We start from the raw sequence: 20,313 nt of genomic DNA, 5'->3' as shown, positions 1-20,313 counted from the left end.
ATGAGCAGACGATGGCGGATCGGCGGCGGCGTGGCCGCCGTGCTCCTGGCGCTGGGCCTCACCGGCGCGGTGCCGGGCGCGGCCGACGCGAAGAAGCCCCGGGAGGGCACCCTCACCACGACCACCGCGCCGTCCCCCGCGCTGGGCGGCGCCATCGACTACACCGTCTACCTGCCGTACGACTACGCGAAGGCGACCAGCACCCGCTACCCGGTGCTCTACCTGCTGCACGGGCGCGGCGACACCATGCAGGCGTGGACCCGGGTGAAGGCCGACCTGGACCGGATGATCGCCGACGGTGAGGTGCCGCCGGTCATCGCGGTTTTGCCCGACGCCCCGTGGAGCAGCCGGGGCAACTGGTACGTCGACTCCGCGTACACCGGCGCCGACGACCCGGGGCGGCCGGTGGAGACCGCGCTCACCCGGGACCTGGTGGCACACGTCGACGCCACGTACCGCACCGCCGCCCACCGGGGCGCCCGGCTCGTCGGCGGCTACTCGATGGGCGGCGCCGGGGCCCTGCGCTACGCCCTCGCCCACAGCGACCTGTTCGCCAACGCGCTCGTGCTCAGCCCGGCGGTGTACCGGCCGCTGCCGCCCGCCGACTCGTCGGCCCGCGAGTACGGCGCGTTCGGCTCCGGCACGCAGCGCTTCTCCGAGGAGGTGTACCAGCGGCTGAACTACCCTGCCCTGCTGTCCGGGCTGGACCCGGAGTCACCGGTGCGGATGTACATCGCGGTCGGCGACGACGAGTGGGCCAACCCGGACCCGGCGGACGCGGCCCACGACCTCGACTACGAGGCCGCCACGCTCTACAACACGGTGCGTCGCGCCGACGGGGTGGCCGCCGAACTCCGTGTGCTCGACGGGGGGCACGACTGGGACGTTTGGCGACCGGCGTTCGTGGACGGGCTGAAGCACCTGGCCGGGACGCTCAGCGTCACTCCGCCGGCCGGTCTGGCCGGGCCGCTGCACGGCACCGCCGGCGCCGACTGGGCCGGCGGCGTCGCCGCCCATCCGGACGGCTCCACCACCCTCGGCTATGCGGCGTCCGGCGAAGTGGCCGGCGAGCCGTACGCCGGTGGGCTGGACGCGGTGGTGACCCGGCTCGGCGCCGACGGCGGCACCCGCTGGACGACACAGTTCGGCACCGCCGCCAACGACCGCCTCTACGGCGTGGTGCCGCTGGCCGACGGCGGCGTGATCGCGGCCGGCTACACCCGCGGTGACCTCGACGGCACGCACCCGGGCAGCCCCGCCGACGATGCCTTCGTGACCCGGCTGACCCCGACGGGCCAGCGGGCCTGGCTCACCCAGGCCGGTGACCCCGCCAAGGCGGACCGCTTCTACGCGGTGGCACCCGCCCCGGACGGGGGCGCCTACCTGGCCGGCTACACCAGCGGCTCGTTCGCGGGGCAGACCCCGGCTGGGGACAAGGACGCCGTGCTGGTCCGGGTCGGCCCGGACGGTCGGATCGCCTGGAGCCGGCAGCTCGGCGGCCCCGGTGAGGACAAGGCGTATGCGGTCGCCGCCGACGCGAGCGGCGTCTACGTGGCCGGCGGCACGTCGGCCGGGCTGGCCGGCACCACCAGCCTCGGCGGCAGCGACGGCTGGCTGGCCAGGTTCGACCCGAACGGGACCCTAGGCTGGGTGAGCGCCGCCGGCGGTGCCGGCGACGACCTGCTCGGCGGTGTCGCGATCGCCGGTGACGGCACGGTGGTGGCCACCGGGGCCACCGGCGGTGACGCCACCGCCGGCGGCACCGACGTGCTGACCGTCGCGTACACGTCAGCGGGTCGACAGCGGTGGCGGACCGTCACCGGCGGCGCGAACGCCGACGCCGGCGCGGACGTCGTGCCCCTGCCCGACGGCGCGGTCGCCGTGGTCGGCTTCACCGGCAGCCGGCTCGGCCTGCCGGTCGGCGGCTCCGACGTGCTCACCCTGCGGCTCGACTCCCGAGGCCGGCAGCTGGGCGTCGGCCAGTACGGCACCGCCCGCGACGATGCGGCCGACGCGTTCGGCGAGGAGAACGTGTACGCCACCCTCGGCGTCGACGGCCGGCTGCGGGTCAGCGGGCTCACCGCCGGTGCGCCGGTGGGCGGCGGGTCGCTCGGCAACGGCGACGTGTTCCTCGCCGCGGTCGACCCCACGACGGGGATGCCGTGACGGCCGGCGCGGGCCGTGGCCCGCTCGACGGGGTGAAGGTGGTCGACCTGGCCACCCTGTTCGCCGGGCCGCTCGCGGCGGCGTTCCTCGGCGACTTCGGCGCCGACGTGGTGAAGGTGGAGCACCCGGCCAAGCCCGATCCGTCCCGGGGACACGGCCCGGCGAAGGACGGCGTCGGACTCTGGTGGAAGGTGCTCGGCCGCAACAAGCGGACCGTCACCCTCAACCTGTCCGACCCCGACGGCGCGGCACTGCTGCGCCGGCTGCTCGCCGACGCCGACGTGCTGGTGGAGAACTTCCGCCCCGGCACCCTCGAACGGTGGGGGCTCGGCCCCGCCGAGCTGCACGCCGTCAACCCCCGGCTGGTGATCGCCCGGATCAGCGGGTTCGGACAGGTCGGCCCGTACGCCCGCCGGCCCGGCTTCGGCACCCTCGCCGAGGCGATGAGCGGCTTCGCGGCGGCCACCGGCGAACCGGACGGCCCGCCGACGCTGCCCCCGTTCGGGCTGGCCGACTCGGTGACCGCGCTCGCCACCGCGTACGCGGTGATGCTGGCCCTGCGCTCCCGCGACCTCACCGGCGCGGGTCAGGTGGTCGACCTCGCCATCATCGAACCGATCATGGCGATGCTCGGCCCGCAGATCACCTGGTACGACCAGATCGGCTACGTGCAACCCCGGCTCGGCAACCGGTCCAACAACAACGCCCCCCGCAACACCTACCGGTGCGCGGACGGGCGCTGGGTGGCCGTCTCCACGAGCGCGCAGAGCATCGCCGAGCGGGTGCTGCGGCTGGTCGGCCGACCCGAGCTGGTCGACCAGCCGTGGTTCGCCACCGGCAGCGGCCGCGCCGCCCACGCCGACGAGTTGGACGCGGCCGTGGGCGCCTGGGTGGCCCAGCGGGACCGCGACGAGGTGGTGGCCGCGTTCGAGGAGGCGCAGGCGGCCGTCGCCCCGGTCTACGACGTGCGGGACATCCTCGCCGACCCGCAGTACGCGGCGCTCGGCACCGTCCGGACCGTGCCCGACGAGGAGTTGGGCGAGGTGCGGATGCAGAACGTGCCGTTCCGGCTCTCCGAGACGCCGGGCGAGATCCGGCACGCCGGGCGGCGGCACGGGCAGGACACCGACGCCGTGTTCGGGGCGCTCGGGCTGACCGCCGACGAGCTGGCCGCGCTGCGTGAGCGGGGCGTCGTCTGATGCGGCTCACCTGGCTCTACGTGCCCGGTGACCGGCCGGACCGGTTCGCCAAGGCCGTCGCGTCCGGCGCCGACGAGGTCATCCTCGACCTGGAGGACGCGGTCGTCGCCGGCCGCAAGGCGTACGCCCGTGACGCCGTCGCCGACTTCCTCGCCGACCCGCACCCGGTGCCCGTGCAGGTGCGGGTCAACGAGCTGACCGGACCGGACGTCGACGCCGACCTGGCCGCCGTGGCCGGCCGCCCCGGGCTGGGCGGGTTGCGGCTGCCGAAGGTCGAGTCCGCCGCCACGGTGGCCTTGCTCGCCGCCCGGGTCGACGCGCCCCTGCACCCGCTGGTCGAGTCGGCGCTCGGGTTGGAGGTCGCGTACGCCGTCGCGTCCGCCCACCCGGCGGTCGCCTCCATCGGGCTCGGCGAGGCCGACCTGCGCTCCGACCTCGGGGTCAGCGACGACGACGGCCTGCTGTGGGCGCGCGGCCGCGTCGTGGTCGCGGCCCGCGCGGCCGGTCTGCCCCCGCCCGCCATGTCGGTGTACGCCGACGTCGCCGACACCGACGGCCTCGCCGCCTCGTGCGCGGTGGGCCGACGGCTGGGCTTCCTCGGCCGTACGGCGATCCACCCGCGTCAGCTGCCCGTGATCGTCGAGGCGTTCCGCCCCGCCGAACGGGAGGTGACCCGCGCGGCGGAGCTGCTCGCCGCCGTGGCCGAGGCCGAGCGCCGGGACTCCGGCACGGTGGTGCTACCCGACGGGCGCTTCGCCGACCGCGCGATGGTCGCCGCCGCCCGACGCGTCGTGGACCTGGCCGCCCGCTACGACGGGTGACCGACCCGGCGGTGGCCGTTCCTGGGTGACCGGACCCGGTGGTAGCCGAGCGGTGACCCACTGGATGGGCCCGCGGCGACGGGCTGACCCGTCGTGCCGGACGCCGTGGGGACTCAGCCGGTGGGCGTCGTGGCCGGCGCCGGGGCGAGCCGGTCGAGCCGGGCGAGTTCGGCGGTGCCGTCCCGGACCACACGTGCCGCGAGCCCCGTCGCCGCCGGGTTGCCGCCACCCTGCTGCTCGGCGCGGGCGATCCGGACGGCCTGGGTCAGATGCGCGCGCAGGTGCTCGCCGACCAGCCGCTCGAACCGCGCCCCGGTCGCGGCGCGCAGCGCCGTCAACTGCTCCGCGGTGACCATGCCCGGCATGTCGTGACCCTCGTGCGGGTTGGACTCCGGTGCGCCCGACTCGGCCAGCAGCCGCCGGGCGCGGGCCAGGTCGGTGCGGTGCGCGTCCGCGACGCCGGCGGCGAGCCGTCGCCAGGCCGGGTCGCTGGTGCGCTCCGGCGCCAGGGCGAGCACCGGCAGCAGTCGCTCGGCCATCGCCACCGTCAACTGGAGCCACGCGACGTCCGTGGGGGTGAACGCCGGATCCGTCGTACCGCCGGGGGTCGCCGCCGGTGCGGTGGTGCCGGCGGCCGTCGCGGTGCCGGTGCCTGCGGTGGCGTCGGCGCCCGTCGCGGCCGGGGTGGGCGGCCCCGCGCTCGTCGCGCAGCCGGCGGCGAGCAGCGCCGTGCCGAGCAGCAGCGACGGTACGGTGATCGCGACGCGCACGCTGGTCTCCTCTCCGCCCCGCGGGAGCGGGCCCCGTGCCATCGGGCCCGCTCCCTGACTCAGGGGACGTCGGGTCAGAGCGGGCGCCCGTCGTGCCCGCACTTGACGACCGGACGGATGCAGTCGCGCACGCGACGCTCCATCTCCGCGACCGGCCAGGCGTTGAAGAAGTCGCCGTGCATCGTGTAGCCCGGCCCGGAGGCCAGCCGGAACTGCGCCGGGTCACCGCTGACCGGATAGCGCAGCACCTGCCGCAGCTTCGGCACGTGCACCGGGTGCGTCGACGGGCAGCCCTGGTTCACCGGGTAGGCCATGTGGCTCTTGTGGTCCGGCGAGTCCAGGTCACGGCCGTTCCAGCACTGCGGGAAGTCCAGGTACGACTCCAGCATGGTGCCGGCCGGGCAGGTGACGAAGTTCTTCGACGGCGGAACGTGCCCGGCGTGCAGGCACGACCAGCGGGCGATGCTGTCGTTCGGCCCGGCGGCCCGGGCGTTGCCGGCGACGATCCGCAGCCCCAGCGGGAGCGGCTGGGTGTTCGCGACGACGTCGGCGCGTACGCCCTCACCCAGGTAGTAGAACGTGGAGATCACCGGCTCCACCGGCACGTTGTTGTTGTAGAGCGTCGGCACCCAGTACGAGGAGACGTCGACCCGCGGGTTGCAGGTGGTCGGGGAACTCACCAGGTCGGGGAGCGTGGTGTGGGCGTTCGTGACCGTAGCGCCGAAGAAGCTGTGCATGTGCGAGGCGCCGGGCAGCCCGGGAAAGATGATCGGGTCGTCCGGCAGGCGGTGGCTGTAGGTGCAGTCGGCCGGGAACTCGGCGACCCGGATGACGTTGGGGCCCGGGTCGGCGTCGGCCCGAGCCGTGGTGGACGTGAGGTACGTGCCGAGGAGCACCAGCAGAGCGCCGATCGCCGCGGCGAAGCGGAACCGGTGGCGGATGCCGGATAGGGGTGCGGCCCTGTCCATCTCGTGACTCCTGTCGGGGCGGGCCAGGGTGCGGTCCGTCGCCGCCGCCGAAGGCGTACGGAGGTCCCTGGCGGGAGTGGTGGTGGGAGAGCGCTCTCACATCCAGCCTCGGGCTGATGTCGACGATTGTCAATACGTGTCCGGTTGGTGAAATACGCACCTCCCGGCCGGTGGCGTCAGGCGGGCGGTCGCGTGCGATGACCGGCTCGGCGATGACGACAGGTCGGGCCGACGGGGCGACTGTCCGGCGGGCCCGGACACGACGAAGGGCCGGCCCCTGTGGTGGGGGCCGGCCCTGTCGCTTGGTGCTGTGTTGCTGTGTTGCTGTGTTGGGGTCAGTTGGTGGAGTAGCCGCGGGTGGCGATCCAGTCGGCGAGGTTGTCGACGCTGATTCGGTAGGAGGCCATGTTGGGGTCGGCGCTGTCGGCGATGGTGACGGTGTGTCCGTCGTCGCGGTAGCCGATGACGCTGATGTAGTGGCCGCCTTCGAAGGAGTGGGTGTTGCCGTCGGTGTCGGTGGTGGTGCCGGCGATGTTGGCGACGACGGCGCGTCCGTCGTTGATGGTGCGGACGATGTCCTGGCGCAGCTTGTCGGTCTGCTTGTCGTCGGCCTTGGTGGAGCTGATCTCGACGGACTTGTAGACGTTGCTGCCGGTTTCCTTGTTCAGGACGGGGGTGATGTCGTTGATGGAGTTGGTGCCGGCTTCGGTGGTGCCCATTTCCTTGGCCATGGCGTCGACGTTGATGTCCTTGCCTTGGACGGAGAGGGCGTTGCGGGTGGCGGCGGGGCCGCAGTAGTAGAAGTTGGGCTGGGCTTCGTAGCGGACGTTGAGTTCGCGCTCGCTGCTGTTGTTCTTGCGGTCCTGGACCTGGGCGGGCTTGGTGTCGGCGGGGGCGGCGTGGGCGGCGATGGCGGGGCCGGCGATGCCGCCGCCGGCGGCGGCGATTCCGGCTGCGGTGAGGACGGTCTTGCGGATCAGATCGGTACGCATGGTGTGTGCCTCTCTGTTCGGGGGTGCGCGGCGGCCCGCGTTGGGGGGCGGGTGCCGGGAGGTTTTTGGGGGTGGAGCGAGCCGGCTCGGCGGCGTGGCCTGCTCGGGCGGCTCGGGGGTGTAACGACCGGGGGTGGGCCGGTGATTCCGGCGGCCCGGTGACGGTCACGGCCGGGGGGTCGTGGCGTCGGGGGTGTGCAACGACCGGGGCGGGTTGGTGATTCCCGGTGTCGGGCCGGTGGCCTGGGCCGGGGGTCCGGTCGGCCGGTGGTCCCGGTGGTCCGGTGGCGGCTCGGGTCCGCGCCGGTATGCCATGTTCAACGACCCGGCCGGGCCCACGATTCCGGGTTGAGGGTGGCCCCGCCCACGGGACCCGCACCCCCAAACCCGGACACCCCCACCCACCCGAACCGGACAGAAGGCACGCGCGGAACGGTCGACGCGGATGCCGCCCGCAGATCTTGGTGGATTAGTGCCCCTACAGGGGCACTAATCCACCAAGATCTACCGCGCCTCGCCCGGCTCGACCTGTGGCCACGGTCGATCATGCAGTTGTGGTGCCTCGGGAAAGGTGCAAATACGGGCTTAACGGGCACCACGACTGCATGATCGCCGGGTGCCGGGTGCCGGGTGCCGGGTGCCGGGTGCCGGGTGCCGGGTGCCGGGTGCCGGGTGCCGGGTTTCGGTGCCGGCGGCGGCGGCGGCGGGTGCGGGCTTGATGGCCTCGATCAGCCCGTGTGGGCAGCGGCACGCTTGTGGGGCGGTGCGTGAGATCCACTCCACGTCGCCCATCTGGCGCCAATGGGAGCGTGGTTCTGCCGCCAGGTCGGTGACAGGAAGTGGATCAGCCGGCCGCCCGTGACGGTCGGGTGGAGCGGACAGGTGTGGCCGCGGATCGACCGGGCCCGGTGGTCCGGGGGTGTCCACGTCCCGAGTGGTGTCCATGCCGCGTCTCCGGCTGGGCGCTGGTTGTGCTCGCGCCGATCCGGCTTCGGGGCCCCGATCGACTCGGGTTTCTGGAGATCGGGGTGTCCGGACGCGGGGGACGCCCCGGTTTCCAGGATCCGGAGTGGATCACCCACCTCAGGCGACGCGTGGAGGGGGTTGGCGGCGTGCGGGTGGCGGACGGGCCCGTCTCGTGGTCCCCGAACCGCCGTGGGTTCCGGACGAACGACCGGTGCCGCATTCCATTGACGCATGTCATTGTCTAGTTCCCCTCCGACCCTCGAGGAGTCTCCATGAGACGCAGCGCATCCGGTGTGCGTGTCGCACTCGTCGCGTCCACCGCACTGGCGGTGGCGTTGGCCGCCCACCCGGCGGTGGCGACCCCGTCCGCGAGCACGGCCGCCGCGGTACGGGCGAACGCCGTGGCCCCGGCGAACGCCGCCGTACCGGCGAAGATCGCCGTAGTCGCGGCCGCCGCCCCGGCCCACGCCCCGGCACTGGTAAGCCTCCCCACCGTGGCGAACGCGGTCGCGCTGGCGGCGCCGGACATCGCCGTCGCGAACGTGCAGGCGCACCTGACCCAGTTCGGCGGCATCGCCAGCAGCAACGGCGGCAACCGCCGGGCTGGCTCGGCCGGTTACACGGCGTCGCTGAACTACGTGAAGAGTCGCCTCCAGGCGGCCGGTTACACGGTCTCCGAGCAGTACTGCTCGTCCTGCACGTACCCGTCGAACAACCTGATCGCCGAGTGGCCGGGTGGCCCGGCGGACCAGGTGGTCATGTTCGGGGCGCACCTGGACGGTGTGTCCGCGGGGCCGGGCATCAACGACAACGCCACCGGCTCGGCGTCGCTGTTGGAGAACGCGCTGGTGCTGGCGCAGCAGAACCCGACGATGACCAAGCGGGTGCGCTTCGCCTGGTGGACGGACGAGGAGCAGGGGCTCAACGGGTCGCGGTTCTACGTCAACTCGCTCACCTCGACCCAGCGCGGCCACATCAAGGGGTACTACAACTTCGACATGGTCGGGTCGGTCAACGGCGGGTACTTCATCAACCGGATCACCTCGACCACCGCGGCGCCGTTGAAGGCGTACTGGGATTCGTTGGGGTTGCAGCCGGAGGAGAACGTCGAGGGTCAGGGCCGCTCCGACGACTACTCGTTCCAGCAGGCCGGCATCCCCACGTCGGGGTACGCCGCCGGCGCCAGCGCCCGGAAGACGAGCGCGCAGGCGACCAAGTGGGGTGGCACGGCCAACTCGGCGTACGACCCGTGCTACCACCGCTCGTGCGACACCACGGCCAACGTGAGCGCGACCGTGCTGAACCGGGCCGCGGACGGTGTCGCGTACGCCATCTGGCAGCTCGCGGTCAGCACCGGCACCCCGGGCAACGACTTCTCCCTCGCGCTGAGCCCCACCTCGGGCAGTGTCGCGCGGGGCGGCTCCCGTACGGCGACTGTCAGCACCGCCACCACGGCGGGGTCGGCGCAGTCGGTGGCGCTGTCGGCGTCGGGGGCGCCCAGCGGGGTGACCGTCTCGTTCAGCCCGTCGTCGGTGACCTCGGGCGGGTCGGCGACGATGACCGTGTCGGCGTCGGCTTCGGCGGCGACCGGGACGTTCACGCTGACCGTGACCGGCACCGGCTCGGTGACCCGGTCGGCGACCTACGCGCTCACGGTGACCGGTACGGGCGGCTGTGCGGGCGGGCAGCTGATCGGAAACGGCGGCTTCGAGAGCGGCACCAGCCCGTGGACCGCCAGCTCTGGCGTGATCACCAACTCGGCGAGCCAGCCGGCGCGGACCGGCTCCTACAAGGCGTGGCTCGACGGGTACGGGCGCAGCCGCACCGACACGCTGAGCCAGTCGGTGACGCTGCCGGCCGGCTGCACCGCCTCGACGCTGTCGTTCTGGCTGCACATCGACACGGCGGAGACGACCTCGTCGACCGCGTACGACCGGCTGACCGTGCGGCTCGGCAGCGCGACGCTGGCGACGTGGTCCAACCTCGACGCCGCCGCCGGCTATCAGCAGCGCACGCTGAACGTGGGGGCGTACGCGGGGCAGACGCTGACGCTGACGTTCACCGGCGTCGAGGACGCGTCGCTCCAGACGAGCTTCGTGATCGACGACGTGACGCTCCAGGCGAGCTGAGCGACGCGGGGCGGGGTGGGTGTCGCGCCCATCCCGCCCCGACGAATCGTGGCCCGACGCCATCTAGTTATCACTATCGATGTCTGTAAGAATTCTGCAAGGCCGGCCTCCTGTTTCGCACAATCCCGACCCCTGAGTGAACGGGAGAGCCATGTCGTCCACCCGACCCACCCTGCGCCGCCGCGTGCTCACCCTGGTGGTGGCCACGCTCGCCACGCTCGGCCTCTCGCTCGGCCTGGCCGGTCCGGCCTTCGCCATCAGCCATTCGAGCGCCACCTCGCAGTTGCGCGCCGCCGGCATCTCGTGGACCTCCAGCGGCAACTGCAGTGACCGCTACGTCGCCACCTGCACCTCGTTCGACGGCATCCGGCAGGCCACGATCGACGGCATCATCACCTTCAAGCGGGCGAGCGGATGCGCGGTCACCATCACCGCCGGCACCGAGGTCGGCCATGCCAGCGGCACCTACAGCCACTGGAACGGCTACAAGGTCGACATCGCCCTGAGCACGTGCATCCAGAACTACATCTCGTCGGCCTACACGTACCTCGGCTACATCTCCGGCTGGGGATACCAGTACCGGGCGGCCTCCGGAAACCTCTACACGAAGGAGGGCAGCCACTGGGACATCCTCTACTACACCTGCGGCTGCTGACGTCGAGCGCGAGCCCGGTGGAGCTGACCGGGTGACGCGCAGGGCCGCCGCCGGAGAAGCTCCGGCGGCGGCCCGCTTCGTGCGACCTGAGTGCCTCCGCGCGTCGTGTCAGGGCAGGTTCGGGTAGAGGGCGGCCACGCCGCCGGAGAGCCCGGCCAGCACCTGCCGGCTGATCTCGTCGGCGACGATCTCGTACGCGTCCGCCTCGATAGCGTCCACCGCGATCTTGGCGATCTCGGCCGGGTCGGACTTCGGCTGGGTGACGTGGGCGGCCATGTCGGTGTCCATGTAGCCGACGTGCAGGCCGGCGACGCGGATGTTCTGCTCGGCGAGCTTGCCCCGCAGGGCGTTGGTCATCGCCCATTCGGCCGCCTTGGCCGCGCTGTACGCGCCGGAGGTCGGCAGGCTGATCCACGACAGCACGGAGAGGACGTTCAGGATCGACCCGCCGCCGTTGCCGGCGATGACCGGCGCGAACGCCCGCACCACGCCCAGCGTGCCGAAGTAGTGCGTCTCCATCTCCAGCCGCACCCGGTCCAGGTGGTCGGCGTCGAGCAGATCCGCGTGCGTGTCGGTGCCGGCGTTGTTGACCAGCAGGGTCACGTCGTTGGCGAGCTCGGCGGCCGCGGCGACCGAGGCGGGGTCGGTGATGTCCAGGCGGATCGGCGTGACTCCGGGAAGGTCGATGGTCTCCGGCTTGCGCGCGGCGGCGTAGACGGTCGCGCCCCGGCCGGCGAGCTCGGCGGCGAGGTGCCGGCCGAAGCCGCGGTTGGCCCCGGTGACGAGGGCGGTGCTTCCGGCGATCTTCATGCTGGTGCTCCTGGGTGTTCGCAGGGTGTGCGGAGGTCGGCGGTCGCCGTCCGCAGAAGGGTCAGGTCCGGTCCGCGCGCAGCGCGCCCGGTCCGGGGCGTACGTCGATGGCGTCCGCCGCCACGTCGTGTCCGGCGGCGCACCGCAGCACCGCGTGGACCTCGGCGCCGCAGTCGTGGTGCTCGACCCGCACCGACGGACCGGCCTCGTCGGCCGCCCAGGTGTCGCCCCACTGCCGCAGCGCGACCAGGACGGGCACGAGCTGGGCGCCCTTGTCGGTGAGGACGTACTCGTCGCGGGTCCGCTGGCCGGGCTCCCGGTAGGGGCGCCGTTTCAGCAGCCCGTCGGCGACGAGCTGCTTGAGGCGGGCGGCGGCGACCGGCTCGCTGATGCCCACCCGGGCGGCGAACTGGTCGAACCGTCGGGTGCCCATCGACGCCTCGCGCAGCAGCAGGAGCGTCGAGCGGTTGCCGACCACGTCCAGCGTCCGGGCGATGGAGCAGTTGGTCGTCAGCCAGGCGTCCCGGTCGGCGAGGTAGTCCGTCATGGCGGCCACACTACCGAGGCTGACTTAGGGATGACAAAGTCAGCTATCTCACTCCACCGGAAGGGTCGCGAGCGGGAATAGGACGCCGGACGCCGACGCGGGCGGCGGGAGTGACGGCTCGTATCCTGTGCGCGAACCCCATGCGACGGAGAAGGGAGACGGTGTGGGCAACCGGGTCGAGACGTTGGAGTTCCAGGCCGAGGCGCGTCAGCTGCTCCAGCTGATGGTCCACTCGATCTACTCGAACAAGGACGTCTTCCTCCGTGAGTTGATCTCGAACGCCTCGGACGCGCTGGACAAGCTGCGCCTGGCCTCGATGGTCGACAAGGACCTCGACGTCGACACCTCCGACCTGCACATCCAGATCGAGGTCGACCGCGACGCACGCACGCTGACGGTCCGGGACAACGGCATCGGGATGACCCGCGACGAGGTCGTCTCGGTGATCGGCACGATCGCCAAGTCCGGCACGGCCGAGCTGCTGCGGACGCTGCGCGAGTCCGCCGACGTCGCCGCCTCCCAGGAGCTGATCGGCCAGTTCGGTGTCGGCTTCTACGCCGCGTTCATGGTGGCCGACCGCGTGGAGCTGGTGACCCGCAAGGCGGGCGAGGAGACCGGCACCCGCTGGTCGTCGACCGGCGAGGGCACGTACTCGGTCGAGCCGGTCGACGAGGCGCCCCAGGGCACCGCCGTGACCCTGCACCTCAAGCCGGCCGACACCGAGGACAACCTGCACGACTACACGGCCGAGTGGACGGTCCGGGAGATCGTCAAACGCTACTCCGACTTCATCGCCTGGCCGATCCGGATGACCGTCGAGCGGCCCGGCGAGGACGGCGCCACCGCCGCCGAGACGCAGACGCTCAACTCGATGAAGGCGCTGTGGGCGCGTCCGCGCGACGAGGTCGACGAGGCGGAGTACCACGAGTTCTACAAGCACGTCAGCCACGACTGGGCCGATCCGCTGGAGATCGTGCACATGCGGGGCGAGGGCACCTTCGAGTACGAGGCGCTGTTGTTCATCCCGTCGCACGCGCCCCTGGACCTCTTCGCCCCGCAGGGCCGCCGCGGCGTCCAGCTCTACGTCAAGCGCGTCTTCATCATGGACGACTGCGAGGCGCTGATGCCGGGCTACCTTCGCTTCGTCAAGGGCGTGGTGGACGCGCACGACCTGTCCCTGAACATCTCCCGGGAGATCCTCCAGCAGGACCGGCAGATCCAGGTCGTCCGCCGTCGCCTGGTCAAGAAGATCCTCGCGACGGTGAAGGACCTGAAGGCCAACCACGCCGAGCGCTACCGGACCTTCTGGGCGGAGTTCGGCGCGGTGGTCAAGGAGGGCCTGATCGACGACACCGAGAACCGGGACACCCTCCTGGACCTGGTGAGCGTCGCGTCCACGCACGACCCCGCCGAGCTGACCGACCTGCGCGGCTACGTCGAGCGGATGAAGGACGGCCAGAGCGACATCTGGTACGTCACCGGTGAGTCCCGCGCCATGCTGGAGAACTCCCCGCACATGGAGGCGTTCCGCGCCAAGGGCCACGAGGTGCTGCTGCTCACCGACCCGGTCGACGAGGTATGGGTCGAGCGGGTCGGCGAGTACGACGGCAAGCCGCTGCGTTCGATCGCCAAGGGCCAGGTCGACCTGGACACCGACGAGGAGCGCAAGGAGGCCGAGGCCGAGCGGGAGCAGCAGCGGCAGGACTTCGCCGAGCTGCTGACGTGGCTGGGCGGCGCCCTGGCCGACAGCGTGAAGGAGGTCCGGCTGTCGTCGCGGCTGACCACCTCGCCGGCGTGCGTCGTCGGCGACGCCCACGACCTCACCCCGACGCTGGAGAAGATGTACCGGGCCATGGGCCACGAGGTGCCGTCGGTCAAGCGGATCCTCGAACTTAACCCGGGCCACCCGCTGGTGTCCGGCCTGCGCAAGGCGCACGAGCAGGGCGGCGAGCAGACCGAGCTGCGGGAGACCGCCGAGCTGCTGTACGGGATGGCGCTGCTCGCCGAGGGTGGCGAGTTGAGCGATCCGTCCCGGTTCACCCGGATCCTCGCCGACCGGCTCGCCCGTACCCTCTGAATCCACCGCCCGGGCCGGTGGGTGCCTCCCACCGGCCCGAGGCGTGGACGGGCGGAGGTCTGGGTAACACCGGCGGCCATGAGCACGAGCACCGCCCCCACGACACCCCGGACCGCCACCGGCCGGCTGGGCACCGTCGCGGTCGTCGCCCACCGCCGCAAGACCCTCGGCGGCGGCCTCGACGAGCTGCGGGCCACCCTCGCCGGCGCGGGCGTGGACGACCTGCTCTGGTACGAGGTGCCGAAGAGCCGCAAGGCGCCGAAGAAGGTCCGCAAGGCGGTGCAGAAGGGCGCCGAGCTGGTCTTCGTCTGGGGCGGGGACGGCATGGTGCAGCGCTGCGCGGACACGCTCGCCGGCTCGGGGACCCCGATGGCGATCCTGCCCGCCGGCACCGCGAACCTCTTCGCCGCCAACCTCGGCATCCCCGAGGACCTGGCGGAGGCGGTGCGGATCGGTCTGCACGGCCGACGCCGCCGGCTCGACCTCGGCCGCCTCAACGGGGAGCACTTCGCGGTGATGGCCGGCGCCGGGTTCGACGGCGACCTGATCCGCGAGGCGGACCGGGACCTCAAGGGCCGCTTCGGCCGGCTGGCGTACGCCTGGACGGGGCTGCGTCACGTGCGGGGCGAGCTGGTGGCGACCCGGATCCGGGTGGACGGCAGCACCTGGTTCGAGGGTGAGGCGAGCTGCGTGCTGTTCGGCAACGTCGGCACGATCACCGGCGGCATCCCGGCCTTCGACGACGCCCGCCCGGACGACGGGTGCCTGGAGGTGGGCGTGTCGACGGCCAACGGGGCGATCGACTGGGCCCGCACCCTGAGCCGGATGGCCGCCGGCCGCTCGGAGGAGTCACCGTTCGTCCGGATCACCCGCGGGCGCAAGGTGACGGTCCGCTTCGCCGCCCCGCGCACGTACGAGCTGGACGGCGGGGCGCGTGGCGCGGTCCGCAAGCTCAAGGTGCGGTCGGTGCCCGGGGCGCTCACCGTCTGCTGCCCCGAGCCGACCGGCTGACCGGCCCGTGTCCCGGGGCCGCCGGGTCAGGCCTTGCGGGGCGTACGCCGATTGCCGAAGGACTCCATCGTGGTCGCCTTCTTCGCCGGTGCCCGCGTGGCGGACGTAGTACGCGCGCGGGTGGGTGCCGCCTTCTTCGCCGCGGCCTTCTTCGTCGCCGCCCGGGTCGCCGTCGCCTTCTTCGGCGGGGCGTTCTTCGCGGCGGCCGCCTTCGCGGTCGGCTTGCGGGTCGGTGTGGCGGTGGTCGCGGCGGTGTCCTTCTTCCGCGCCACCCGTGCGGTGGTCGCCGTGGGCTTCCCGCCCGGGCTCTTCGCCGCGCTCGCCCCGCTGGCCCGCTTGGTGGCGGTGGCGACCTTCTTCGCGGCTGCCTTCCGGCTCATCGGGGCCTTCTTCGCCCCGGTGGACTTGCGGGCCCCGGTCGGTCGGCTGCCCGCCGGTACGGCGCTCCTGCCTGCGGTCATCCTCGTTCCTCCTCCGGTCTGCCCCGGCACGGTCAGCGTCGCCGGACGCCGGGCGCAGCCGGTCCCTCGGCCGTCCCGATCGCGCGGGTCTTCCCCTGACCCGCGTCCGCAAACCCCGGTGGCGACGCGCGGATGTCGCCGAGGCCGCGGGTGCGGCTACCGGAAGGTCGTGCTGCCGGCGAGGTGCGGGCGGTGGGCGGCCGCGGCGTCGGCGAGCCGGGCCAGCAGCGCATCGGTGAGCGGGATCCCGGCGATCGCGGTCAACCCACCGGCCCAGCCGGCCACGAAGTAGTCCCAGCCGTCCACCGGGTGGGCCCCCGCCTCGACGGCCTGCCGGAGGAAGGTGAGGTCGCCGCGGTAGTTGAGGTCCCAGGCCACCGTGTCCGGGGTCAGCGGCGCGGTGTCGGTGAGCGGGCTGCCCGGCGCGTCCTTGCCCAGGCCGGTCGCGTTGACCACCAGCGCCGGGGTGGGCAGGTCGGCGAGTAGGGCGTCGTGGTCCGCCGGGGCGCCGACCGGCACGTACGACAGCCGCGCGTTCGCGACGCCGGCCCGCTCGGCGACGCGCCGGAGGTCGTCGAGCGCCTCCGGACGGGTGTCGGTGAACGTGACCCGCGCCGGCGAGTCGACGGGCCCCCGGGCGCCCGCGACCGCGTCGATGTCGAGGTGCAGCGTGAGCAGCAGCGCGGTCGCCGCGCCGCCGGCGCCGAGGCAGAGGACGTGCAGCCCGGTGCGGTCGCGCGCGGAGCTGTGCCGCAGCAGGCGCGGCAGGACGTGGGCCAGGGACACCGCGTCGCGGGCGTACGCGGTGACGGCGCCGTCGGCCGTCGCGAGGGTGTTCACCTCGTGGGTGAGGCCGACGAGCCGGTCGGCGCCGTCGAGCTCGGCGGCGCAGGCGCGGTGGAGGCGGAGCTTGTGCGCGGTGACGATCCCGCCCCGCACCGCCGGGTTGTCCCGCATGGCCCGGACGAGCCGGCGGTACGTCGCCGGGGGCGTGTCCGGCGGCAGGTCCACGCCGCGCAGGGTCCACGGCTGCCCCAGCTCCCGCGCCCACCGCCCGAAGACGCGGTGGACCAGGGAGCCGCCGGTGTCGATCCCGACGAAGAGGACCAGCGGTGGCCCCGACCAGGCGGCGACCTCGTCGATCGTGAGTACGGGCCGGCCCACGAGCACCTCCAGCGGGGCGGGGAGGTTGGCGCCCCGACGCCAACCTTAGGTCGGTCACCGCGCGCCGGCCGTGAACACGGCGGGTCACGCGGGTTGCCCCGGCGTGGCCACCGGGCGCGGTCAGGCGGGGCGGATCGCGGACACCAGCCGACGGGTGATCCACAGCGGCGAGGTGACGGCGTTGCCCATCACGACGGCGTGGGCGCCCGCCGCGAACGCCCGCCCGATCTGCTCCACGTCCCGGTACCGGCCCTCGGCCAGCACCGGGACCGGCACCGCGGCGGCGAGCCTGGCGACCAGGGCGAGGTCGGGCCCGTCGGTGCGCGGGCTGGCCGCGGTGTAGCCGGACAGGGTGGTGGCCACGGCGTCCGCGCCGGCCTCGACGGCGGCCACCCCCTCGGCGACGGTGGAGACGTCGGCGAGCACGAGGGCGTCGGTGTGCTCCCGCAGCGCCCGGACGGTGTCCACGAACGTCCGCCCGTCGGGGCGGGGCCGGTCGGTGGCGTCGACCGCGACGATGTGGGCCCCGGCCATCGCGATCTCGACGGCGTGCGCTGCGGTCGGGGTGATGAAGACGTCCGCGTGGCCGTCCTTGTGCAGGCCGATCACCGGCACGTCGACCGCCGCGCGGATGGCGCGTACGTCCTCGGGCCCGTTGGCGCGGACCGCGACCGCGCCGCCCCGGACGACGGCGGCCGCCACCCGTGCCTGCACGTACGCGTCCCGCATCGGGTCGTCCGGGTCGTCGACCAGCGGCTGGCAGGACACCACCAGGCCGCCGGCCAGGTCGTCGAACGCGTTCACCGTTGGGTCTCCTCCTTGCTCGCGGCGGCGCGGGTGCGTCGCCGTCCGATCACGTCCGTGGCCACGGCGCGGCGGCACGGGTTGTCAGGCTCGCGGGTGGATCGCCAGCCGGGCCGCGCCGACGGCGACCGCGTCCTCACCGAGGCCGGCGGGCCGCAGCGGCACGTGGGCCCACGCCGCCGGCAGGTCGGCGGTGTAGGCGGTCGAGGCGGCGGGCAGCAGCGCCCCGGCGGCACCACCGGCGACGAGCACGGTCACCGGGTCGAGCAGGGCGACCAGCCCCGCAAGGGCGCGGCCCAGTGCGCTGCCGGCCCGTTCGACCACCCGCGCCGCGGTGGGCTCGCCGGCGGCCGCACGCTCGGCGACCGTCCGGCCGCTGAGCCGTTCGCCGGTCTCCTCGGCGTACGCGGCGGCGAGGCCCGTGCCGGAGGCGACGGCCTCCAGGTGGCCGTACCGGCCGCAGCCGCAGCGCAGCCGCTCGGCGCCCGGCACCGGTAGGTGGGCCACCGCCCCGGCGCCGCCCCGGGCGCCGGTCTCGACGCGGCCGTCCCGGACCACCGCCCCGCCGAGCCCGGTGCCCACCGCGACCAGCAGCACGTCGGTGCTGTCCCGCCCGGCGCCGACCCAGCACTCGCCGAGTGCGGCGGCGTGCACGTCGTTGGTGACGCGCACCGGGCGATCGAGCCGGTGGGCCAGCTCTTCGGCGACCGGGGTGCCGGTCCAGCCCGGCAGGCTGTCGGTCGCGTACCGGATGGTGCCGGTGGCCGGGTCGACGGTGCCGGCGGTGCCCACCCCGACCGGCCCGGCGCCGGCGGCCGGGAGCAGGTCGGCGGCGAGGCGCGCGGCGGTGTCCAGCACGGCCGTCGGCCCGGACCGGGCGGGCGTGGGCGCCCGCCGGCGGTCTAGCACCACGCCGGCCGGGTCGACCAGTGCCGCGACGGTCTTGGTGCCACCGATGTCCAGGCCGACGACCCGGTCGCTCATCCCTTCAGGCCGGTGTGCGCCAGGCCCTCGACGAACTGCTTCTGCGCGAGGACGAACACCACCAGTACCGGCAGCGCGGTCATCGACGCGGCGGCCAGTTGGACGTTCCACATCGGTCCGCCGTACGCGTCGACGAACTGGGTGAGCGCCTGGGGCAGGGTGAACTTCTCCGGGGAGGAGAGGAACACGATCGGCTCCAGGTAGAGGTTCCAGCTGTGCAGGAAGGTGAAGATGGCGACGGCGCCCAGGGCGGGCCGGGACAGCGGCAGGGCGATCTTCCAGAAGGTCGCGAACCGGCCCAGCCCGTCGACGCGCGCCGCCTCCTCCAGCTCACCGGGCAGGCTGATGAAGAACTGCCGCATGATGAACGTCGCCAGCACGCTCGGCGCGCCGAGGATCGGCACCAGGATCAGCGGCCAGTGCGTGTCGATCAGGCCGAGCTTGAAGAACATCTGGAACAGCGGCACGATCGTGACCTCGCTCGGGATGAGCAGGCCGGCGAGCACGACCAGGAACAGCACGTTCTGGCCCCGGAACCGGATTCGCGCGAAGGCGTACCCGGACAGCGCCGACACGGCGAGGGTGCCGACGGTGACGACCAGCGCGATGTAGAGGCTGTTCAGGTACTGCCGGCCGAACGGCTGCAACTCGAACACCCGCTGGTACGCGTCGAGCCGCGGGTGCACGGGCAGCAGCTGCGGCGGGAACGCGAAGATGTCCGACACCGGCTTCAGCGACGAGGTGACCATCCACCAGGTCGGGAAGACGAACGGGATCGCCAGCACCAGCAGCACCCCGTAGAGCACCAGCTTGGTGCGGGGCGACAGGTCACGACTCATGGAAGACCCACCTCTTGCGCATCTGCCACTGCAGCACCGTCAGCGCGAGGACGATGCCGAACAGCAGGATCGACAGGGTTGCGCCGTAGCCGAAGTGATGGAACTGGAACGCCTGTTGGTACAGGTAGTAGACGAGCACGGTGGTCGAGGTGCCCGGTCCGCCCTGGGTGAGCACCGCGATCTGCGCGAAGACCTGCAACGAGCCGACCACCGTGATGATCGAGGTGAGCAGGATGGTCGGGCTGATCAGCGGCACGGTGATCCGCCAGAACTGGCGCAGCCGGCTCGCGCCGTCGACCTCGGCGGCCTCGTACAGTTCCGCCGGCACGCCCTGGAGGGCGGCGAGGAACAGCACCATGTTCAGTCCGACGTTCTTGAACACCTGCACGACGATCACCGACAGCATCGCGGTGCCCTCGCCGCGCAGCCAGTTCGGCCCGTCCACGCCGATGGTGTCCAGCAGGCCGTTGACGCCGCCGTTGTCCTCTAGCAGGAAGCCCCACACGATGGTCCAGGCCACCAGGGAGACGACGACGGGGGAGAAGAACAGGGTCCGGAACACGATGGTGCCGCGCAGCTTCTGGTTGAGCAGGACGGCGAGCAGCAGCGCCAGGCCGAGGTTGAGCACCACGAGGCCCACGGAGAACAGCCCGGTGGCCCGCAGCACCGACCCGAGGTTGGGGTCGTCGGCGAGGTCGCGGTAGTTCTCCGCGCCCACGAAGTCGAACGTGCCGGCGAGCACGTTCCACTCGTGCAGGCTGTACCAGACCACCAGCACGAGCGGCAGGATCACGAAGACGAGGCTGCCGAGCAGTTGCGGGGCCACGAAGAGGTAACCGGCGAGCTGGTCGCGGCGGCGGCTGGTCCACCAGGGTCGCCGTGGGGCGGGGCCCAGGGCGGGCGGGGCCTGCGCCTCGCCCACCCTGGTGTCCGTCTGGGACATGATCCGG

At 73.1% G+C, this 20,313-nt stretch carries 18 protein-coding genes; 7 read left to right on the top strand and 11 right to left on the bottom strand.

Translation table 11 applies throughout. The features are described from left to right. From GA0070620_RS09345 to GA0070620_RS09335, 3 genes are read left to right on the top strand one after another with little or no spacing between them, the layout of a single operon-like run. Window positions 1-2,166 (top strand): alpha/beta hydrolase-fold protein, encoded by a 2,166-nt coding sequence (locus tag GA0070620_RS09345; RefSeq protein WP_091589492.1) that lies wholly within the window; start codon window positions 1-3, stop codon window positions 2,164-2,166. Continuing rightward, window positions 2,163-3,365 (top strand): CaiB/BaiF CoA transferase family protein, encoded by a 1,203-nt coding sequence (locus tag GA0070620_RS09340; protein WP_091589491.1) that lies wholly within the window; start codon window positions 2,163-2,165, stop codon window positions 3,363-3,365. Before GA0070620_RS09345 ends, GA0070620_RS09340 begins: the two co-directional genes overlap by 4 nt. Next, on the top strand, window positions 3,365-4,186 hold the full coding sequence (locus GA0070620_RS09335) for an HpcH/HpaI aldolase/citrate lyase family protein (protein WP_091589490.1): 822 nt from the start codon (window positions 3,365-3,367) through the stop codon (window positions 4,184-4,186). The genes GA0070620_RS09340 and GA0070620_RS09335 overlap by 1 nt, the downstream gene beginning before the upstream one ends. 113 nt (window positions 4,187-4,299) lie before the next feature. Here the strand turns inward: GA0070620_RS09335 and GA0070620_RS09330 are convergent, their stop codons facing one another. The 3 genes from GA0070620_RS09330 to GA0070620_RS09320 all read right to left on the bottom strand — a co-directional run bounded on the left by GA0070620_RS09330 (window position 4,300) and on the right by GA0070620_RS09320 (window position 6,916). Next, on the bottom strand, window positions 4,300-4,956 hold the full coding sequence (locus tag GA0070620_RS09330) for a DUF305 domain-containing protein (protein ID WP_157741576.1): 657 nt from the start codon (window positions 4,954-4,956) through the stop codon (window positions 4,300-4,302). A gap of 74 nt (window positions 4,957-5,030) precedes the next feature. After that, window positions 5,031-5,924, bottom strand: coding sequence for a DUF1996 domain-containing protein (locus GA0070620_RS09325; RefSeq protein ID WP_091589488.1), 894 nt, complete (start codon window positions 5,922-5,924; stop codon window positions 5,031-5,033). 335 nt (window positions 5,925-6,259) lie between these two features. Further along, entirely contained in the window at window positions 6,260-6,916 is a 657-nt protein-coding gene (locus GA0070620_RS09320) for a C39 family peptidase (protein ID WP_091589487.1), read from the bottom strand. Window positions 6,917-8,154: 1,238 nt separating this feature from the next. Between GA0070620_RS09320 and GA0070620_RS09315 the strand changes: the two genes are divergently transcribed. Both GA0070620_RS09315 and GA0070620_RS09310 read left to right on the top strand, forming a co-directional pair. Beyond that, window positions 8,155-10,011 (top strand): M28 family metallopeptidase, encoded by a 1,857-nt coding sequence (locus tag GA0070620_RS09315; protein WP_091589486.1) that lies wholly within the window; start codon window positions 8,155-8,157, stop codon window positions 10,009-10,011. Between the two features lie 151 nt (window positions 10,012-10,162). After that, window positions 10,163-10,666 (top strand): hypothetical protein, encoded by a 504-nt coding sequence (locus tag GA0070620_RS09310; protein ID WP_091589485.1) that lies wholly within the window; start codon window positions 10,163-10,165, stop codon window positions 10,664-10,666. 108 nt (window positions 10,667-10,774) lie between these two features. Here the strand turns inward: GA0070620_RS09310 and GA0070620_RS09305 are convergent, their stop codons facing one another. Both GA0070620_RS09305 and GA0070620_RS09300 read right to left on the bottom strand, forming a co-directional pair. Further along, complete coding sequence (locus tag GA0070620_RS09305) at window positions 10,775-11,476, bottom strand: SDR family oxidoreductase (protein ID WP_091589484.1); 702 nt, start codon at window positions 11,474-11,476, stop codon at window positions 10,775-10,777. A 61-nt stretch (window positions 11,477-11,537) separates the two neighbouring features. Continuing rightward, on the bottom strand, window positions 11,538-12,023 hold the full coding sequence (locus GA0070620_RS09300) for a winged helix-turn-helix transcriptional regulator (protein ID WP_091589483.1): 486 nt from the start codon (window positions 12,021-12,023) through the stop codon (window positions 11,538-11,540). Window positions 12,024-12,186: 163 nt separating this feature from the next. Here GA0070620_RS09300 and htpG point away from each other — a divergent pair, with 163 nt between their 5' ends. Together htpG and GA0070620_RS09290 are read left to right on the top strand one after the other, a co-directional pair. Next, window positions 12,187-14,100: a molecular chaperone HtpG gene (gene htpG, locus GA0070620_RS09295; protein WP_091589482.1), complete on the top strand. Its 1,914-nt coding sequence runs from the start codon at window positions 12,187-12,189 to the stop codon at window positions 14,098-14,100. Between the two features lie 78 nt (window positions 14,101-14,178). Next, a complete protein-coding gene (locus tag GA0070620_RS09290; protein ID WP_091589481.1) occupies window positions 14,179-15,111 on the top strand; it encodes a diacylglycerol/lipid kinase family protein in 933 nt (310 codons plus the stop codon). A gap of 26 nt (window positions 15,112-15,137) precedes the next feature. On the opposite strand, the gene GA0070620_RS09285 is transcribed toward GA0070620_RS09290, so the two are convergent. The 6 genes from GA0070620_RS09285 to GA0070620_RS09260 form a co-directional block, all read right to left on the bottom strand. Continuing rightward, window positions 15,138-15,572, bottom strand: coding sequence for a hypothetical protein (locus tag GA0070620_RS09285; protein WP_091589480.1), 435 nt, complete (start codon window positions 15,570-15,572; stop codon window positions 15,138-15,140). 156 nt (window positions 15,573-15,728) lie between these two features. Further along, window positions 15,729-16,736, bottom strand: a complete 1,008-nt coding sequence (locus GA0070620_RS09280) for a hypothetical protein (protein ID WP_091589479.1) — start codon at window positions 16,734-16,736, stop codon at window positions 15,729-15,731. 120 nt (window positions 16,737-16,856) lie between these two features. After that, a complete protein-coding gene (locus GA0070620_RS09275; protein ID WP_091589478.1) occupies window positions 16,857-17,540 on the bottom strand; it encodes an N-acetylmannosamine-6-phosphate 2-epimerase in 684 nt (227 codons plus the stop codon). An 84-nt stretch (window positions 17,541-17,624) separates the two neighbouring features. Beyond that, a complete protein-coding gene (locus tag GA0070620_RS09270; protein WP_091589477.1) occupies window positions 17,625-18,524 on the bottom strand; it encodes an ROK family protein in 900 nt (299 codons plus the stop codon). Further along, window positions 18,521-19,363, bottom strand: coding sequence for a carbohydrate ABC transporter permease (locus tag GA0070620_RS09265; RefSeq protein ID WP_091589476.1), 843 nt, complete (start codon window positions 19,361-19,363; stop codon window positions 18,521-18,523). The genes GA0070620_RS09270 and GA0070620_RS09265 overlap by 4 nt, the downstream gene beginning before the upstream one ends. Continuing rightward, window positions 19,353-20,306 (bottom strand): carbohydrate ABC transporter permease, encoded by a 954-nt coding sequence (locus GA0070620_RS09260; RefSeq protein ID WP_091589475.1) that lies wholly within the window; start codon window positions 20,304-20,306, stop codon window positions 19,353-19,355. Before GA0070620_RS09260 ends, GA0070620_RS09265 begins: the two co-directional genes overlap by 11 nt. Between the last annotated feature and the right edge of the window lie 7 nt (window positions 20,307-20,313).

Source organism: Micromonospora krabiensis, from assembly GCF_900091425.1.
Classification (GTDB): Bacteria; Actinomycetota; Actinomycetes; order Mycobacteriales; family Micromonosporaceae; genus Micromonospora; species Micromonospora krabiensis.
Note: the sequence above shows the minus strand (reverse complement) of the source record. Positions and strands in the feature narration are given on the sequence as shown.

Excerpts from the sequence above, each read along its gene's own strand:
- GA0070620_RS09345 (WP_091589492.1), top strand. The coding sequence starts at position 1 with ATGAGCAGACGATGGCGGATCGGCGGCGGCGTGGCCGCCGTGCTCCTG.
- GA0070620_RS09335 (WP_091589490.1), top strand. The coding sequence starts at position 3,365 with ATGCGGCTCACCTGGCTCTACGTGCCCGGTGACCGGCCGGACCGGTTC.
- GA0070620_RS09325 (WP_091589488.1), bottom strand. The coding sequence starts at position 5,924 with ATGGACAGGGCCGCACCCCTATCCGGCATCCGCCACCGGTTCCGCTTC.
- GA0070620_RS09320 (WP_091589487.1), bottom strand. The coding sequence starts at position 6,916 with ATGCGTACCGATCTGATCCGCAAGACCGTCCTCACCGCAGCCGGAATC.
- GA0070620_RS09315 (WP_091589486.1), top strand. The coding sequence starts at position 8,155 with ATGAGACGCAGCGCATCCGGTGTGCGTGTCGCACTCGTCGCGTCCACC.
- GA0070620_RS09310 (WP_091589485.1), top strand. The coding sequence starts at position 10,163 with ATGTCGTCCACCCGACCCACCCTGCGCCGCCGCGTGCTCACCCTGGTG.
- GA0070620_RS09305 (WP_091589484.1), bottom strand. The coding sequence starts at position 11,476 with ATGAAGATCGCCGGAAGCACCGCCCTCGTCACCGGGGCCAACCGCGGC.
- GA0070620_RS09300 (WP_091589483.1), bottom strand. The coding sequence starts at position 12,023 with ATGACGGACTACCTCGCCGACCGGGACGCCTGGCTGACGACCAACTGC.
- GA0070620_RS09290 (WP_091589481.1), top strand. The coding sequence starts at position 14,179 with ATGAGCACGAGCACCGCCCCCACGACACCCCGGACCGCCACCGGCCGG.
- GA0070620_RS09285 (WP_091589480.1), bottom strand. The coding sequence starts at position 15,572 with ATGACCGCAGGCAGGAGCGCCGTACCGGCGGGCAGCCGACCGACCGGG.
- GA0070620_RS09270 (WP_091589477.1), bottom strand. The coding sequence starts at position 18,524 with ATGAGCGACCGGGTCGTCGGCCTGGACATCGGTGGCACCAAGACCGTC.
- GA0070620_RS09265 (WP_091589476.1), bottom strand. The coding sequence starts at position 19,363 with ATGAGTCGTGACCTGTCGCCCCGCACCAAGCTGGTGCTCTACGGGGTG.
- GA0070620_RS09260 (WP_091589475.1), bottom strand. The coding sequence starts at position 20,306 with ATGTCCCAGACGGACACCAGGGTGGGCGAGGCGCAGGCCCCGCCCGCC.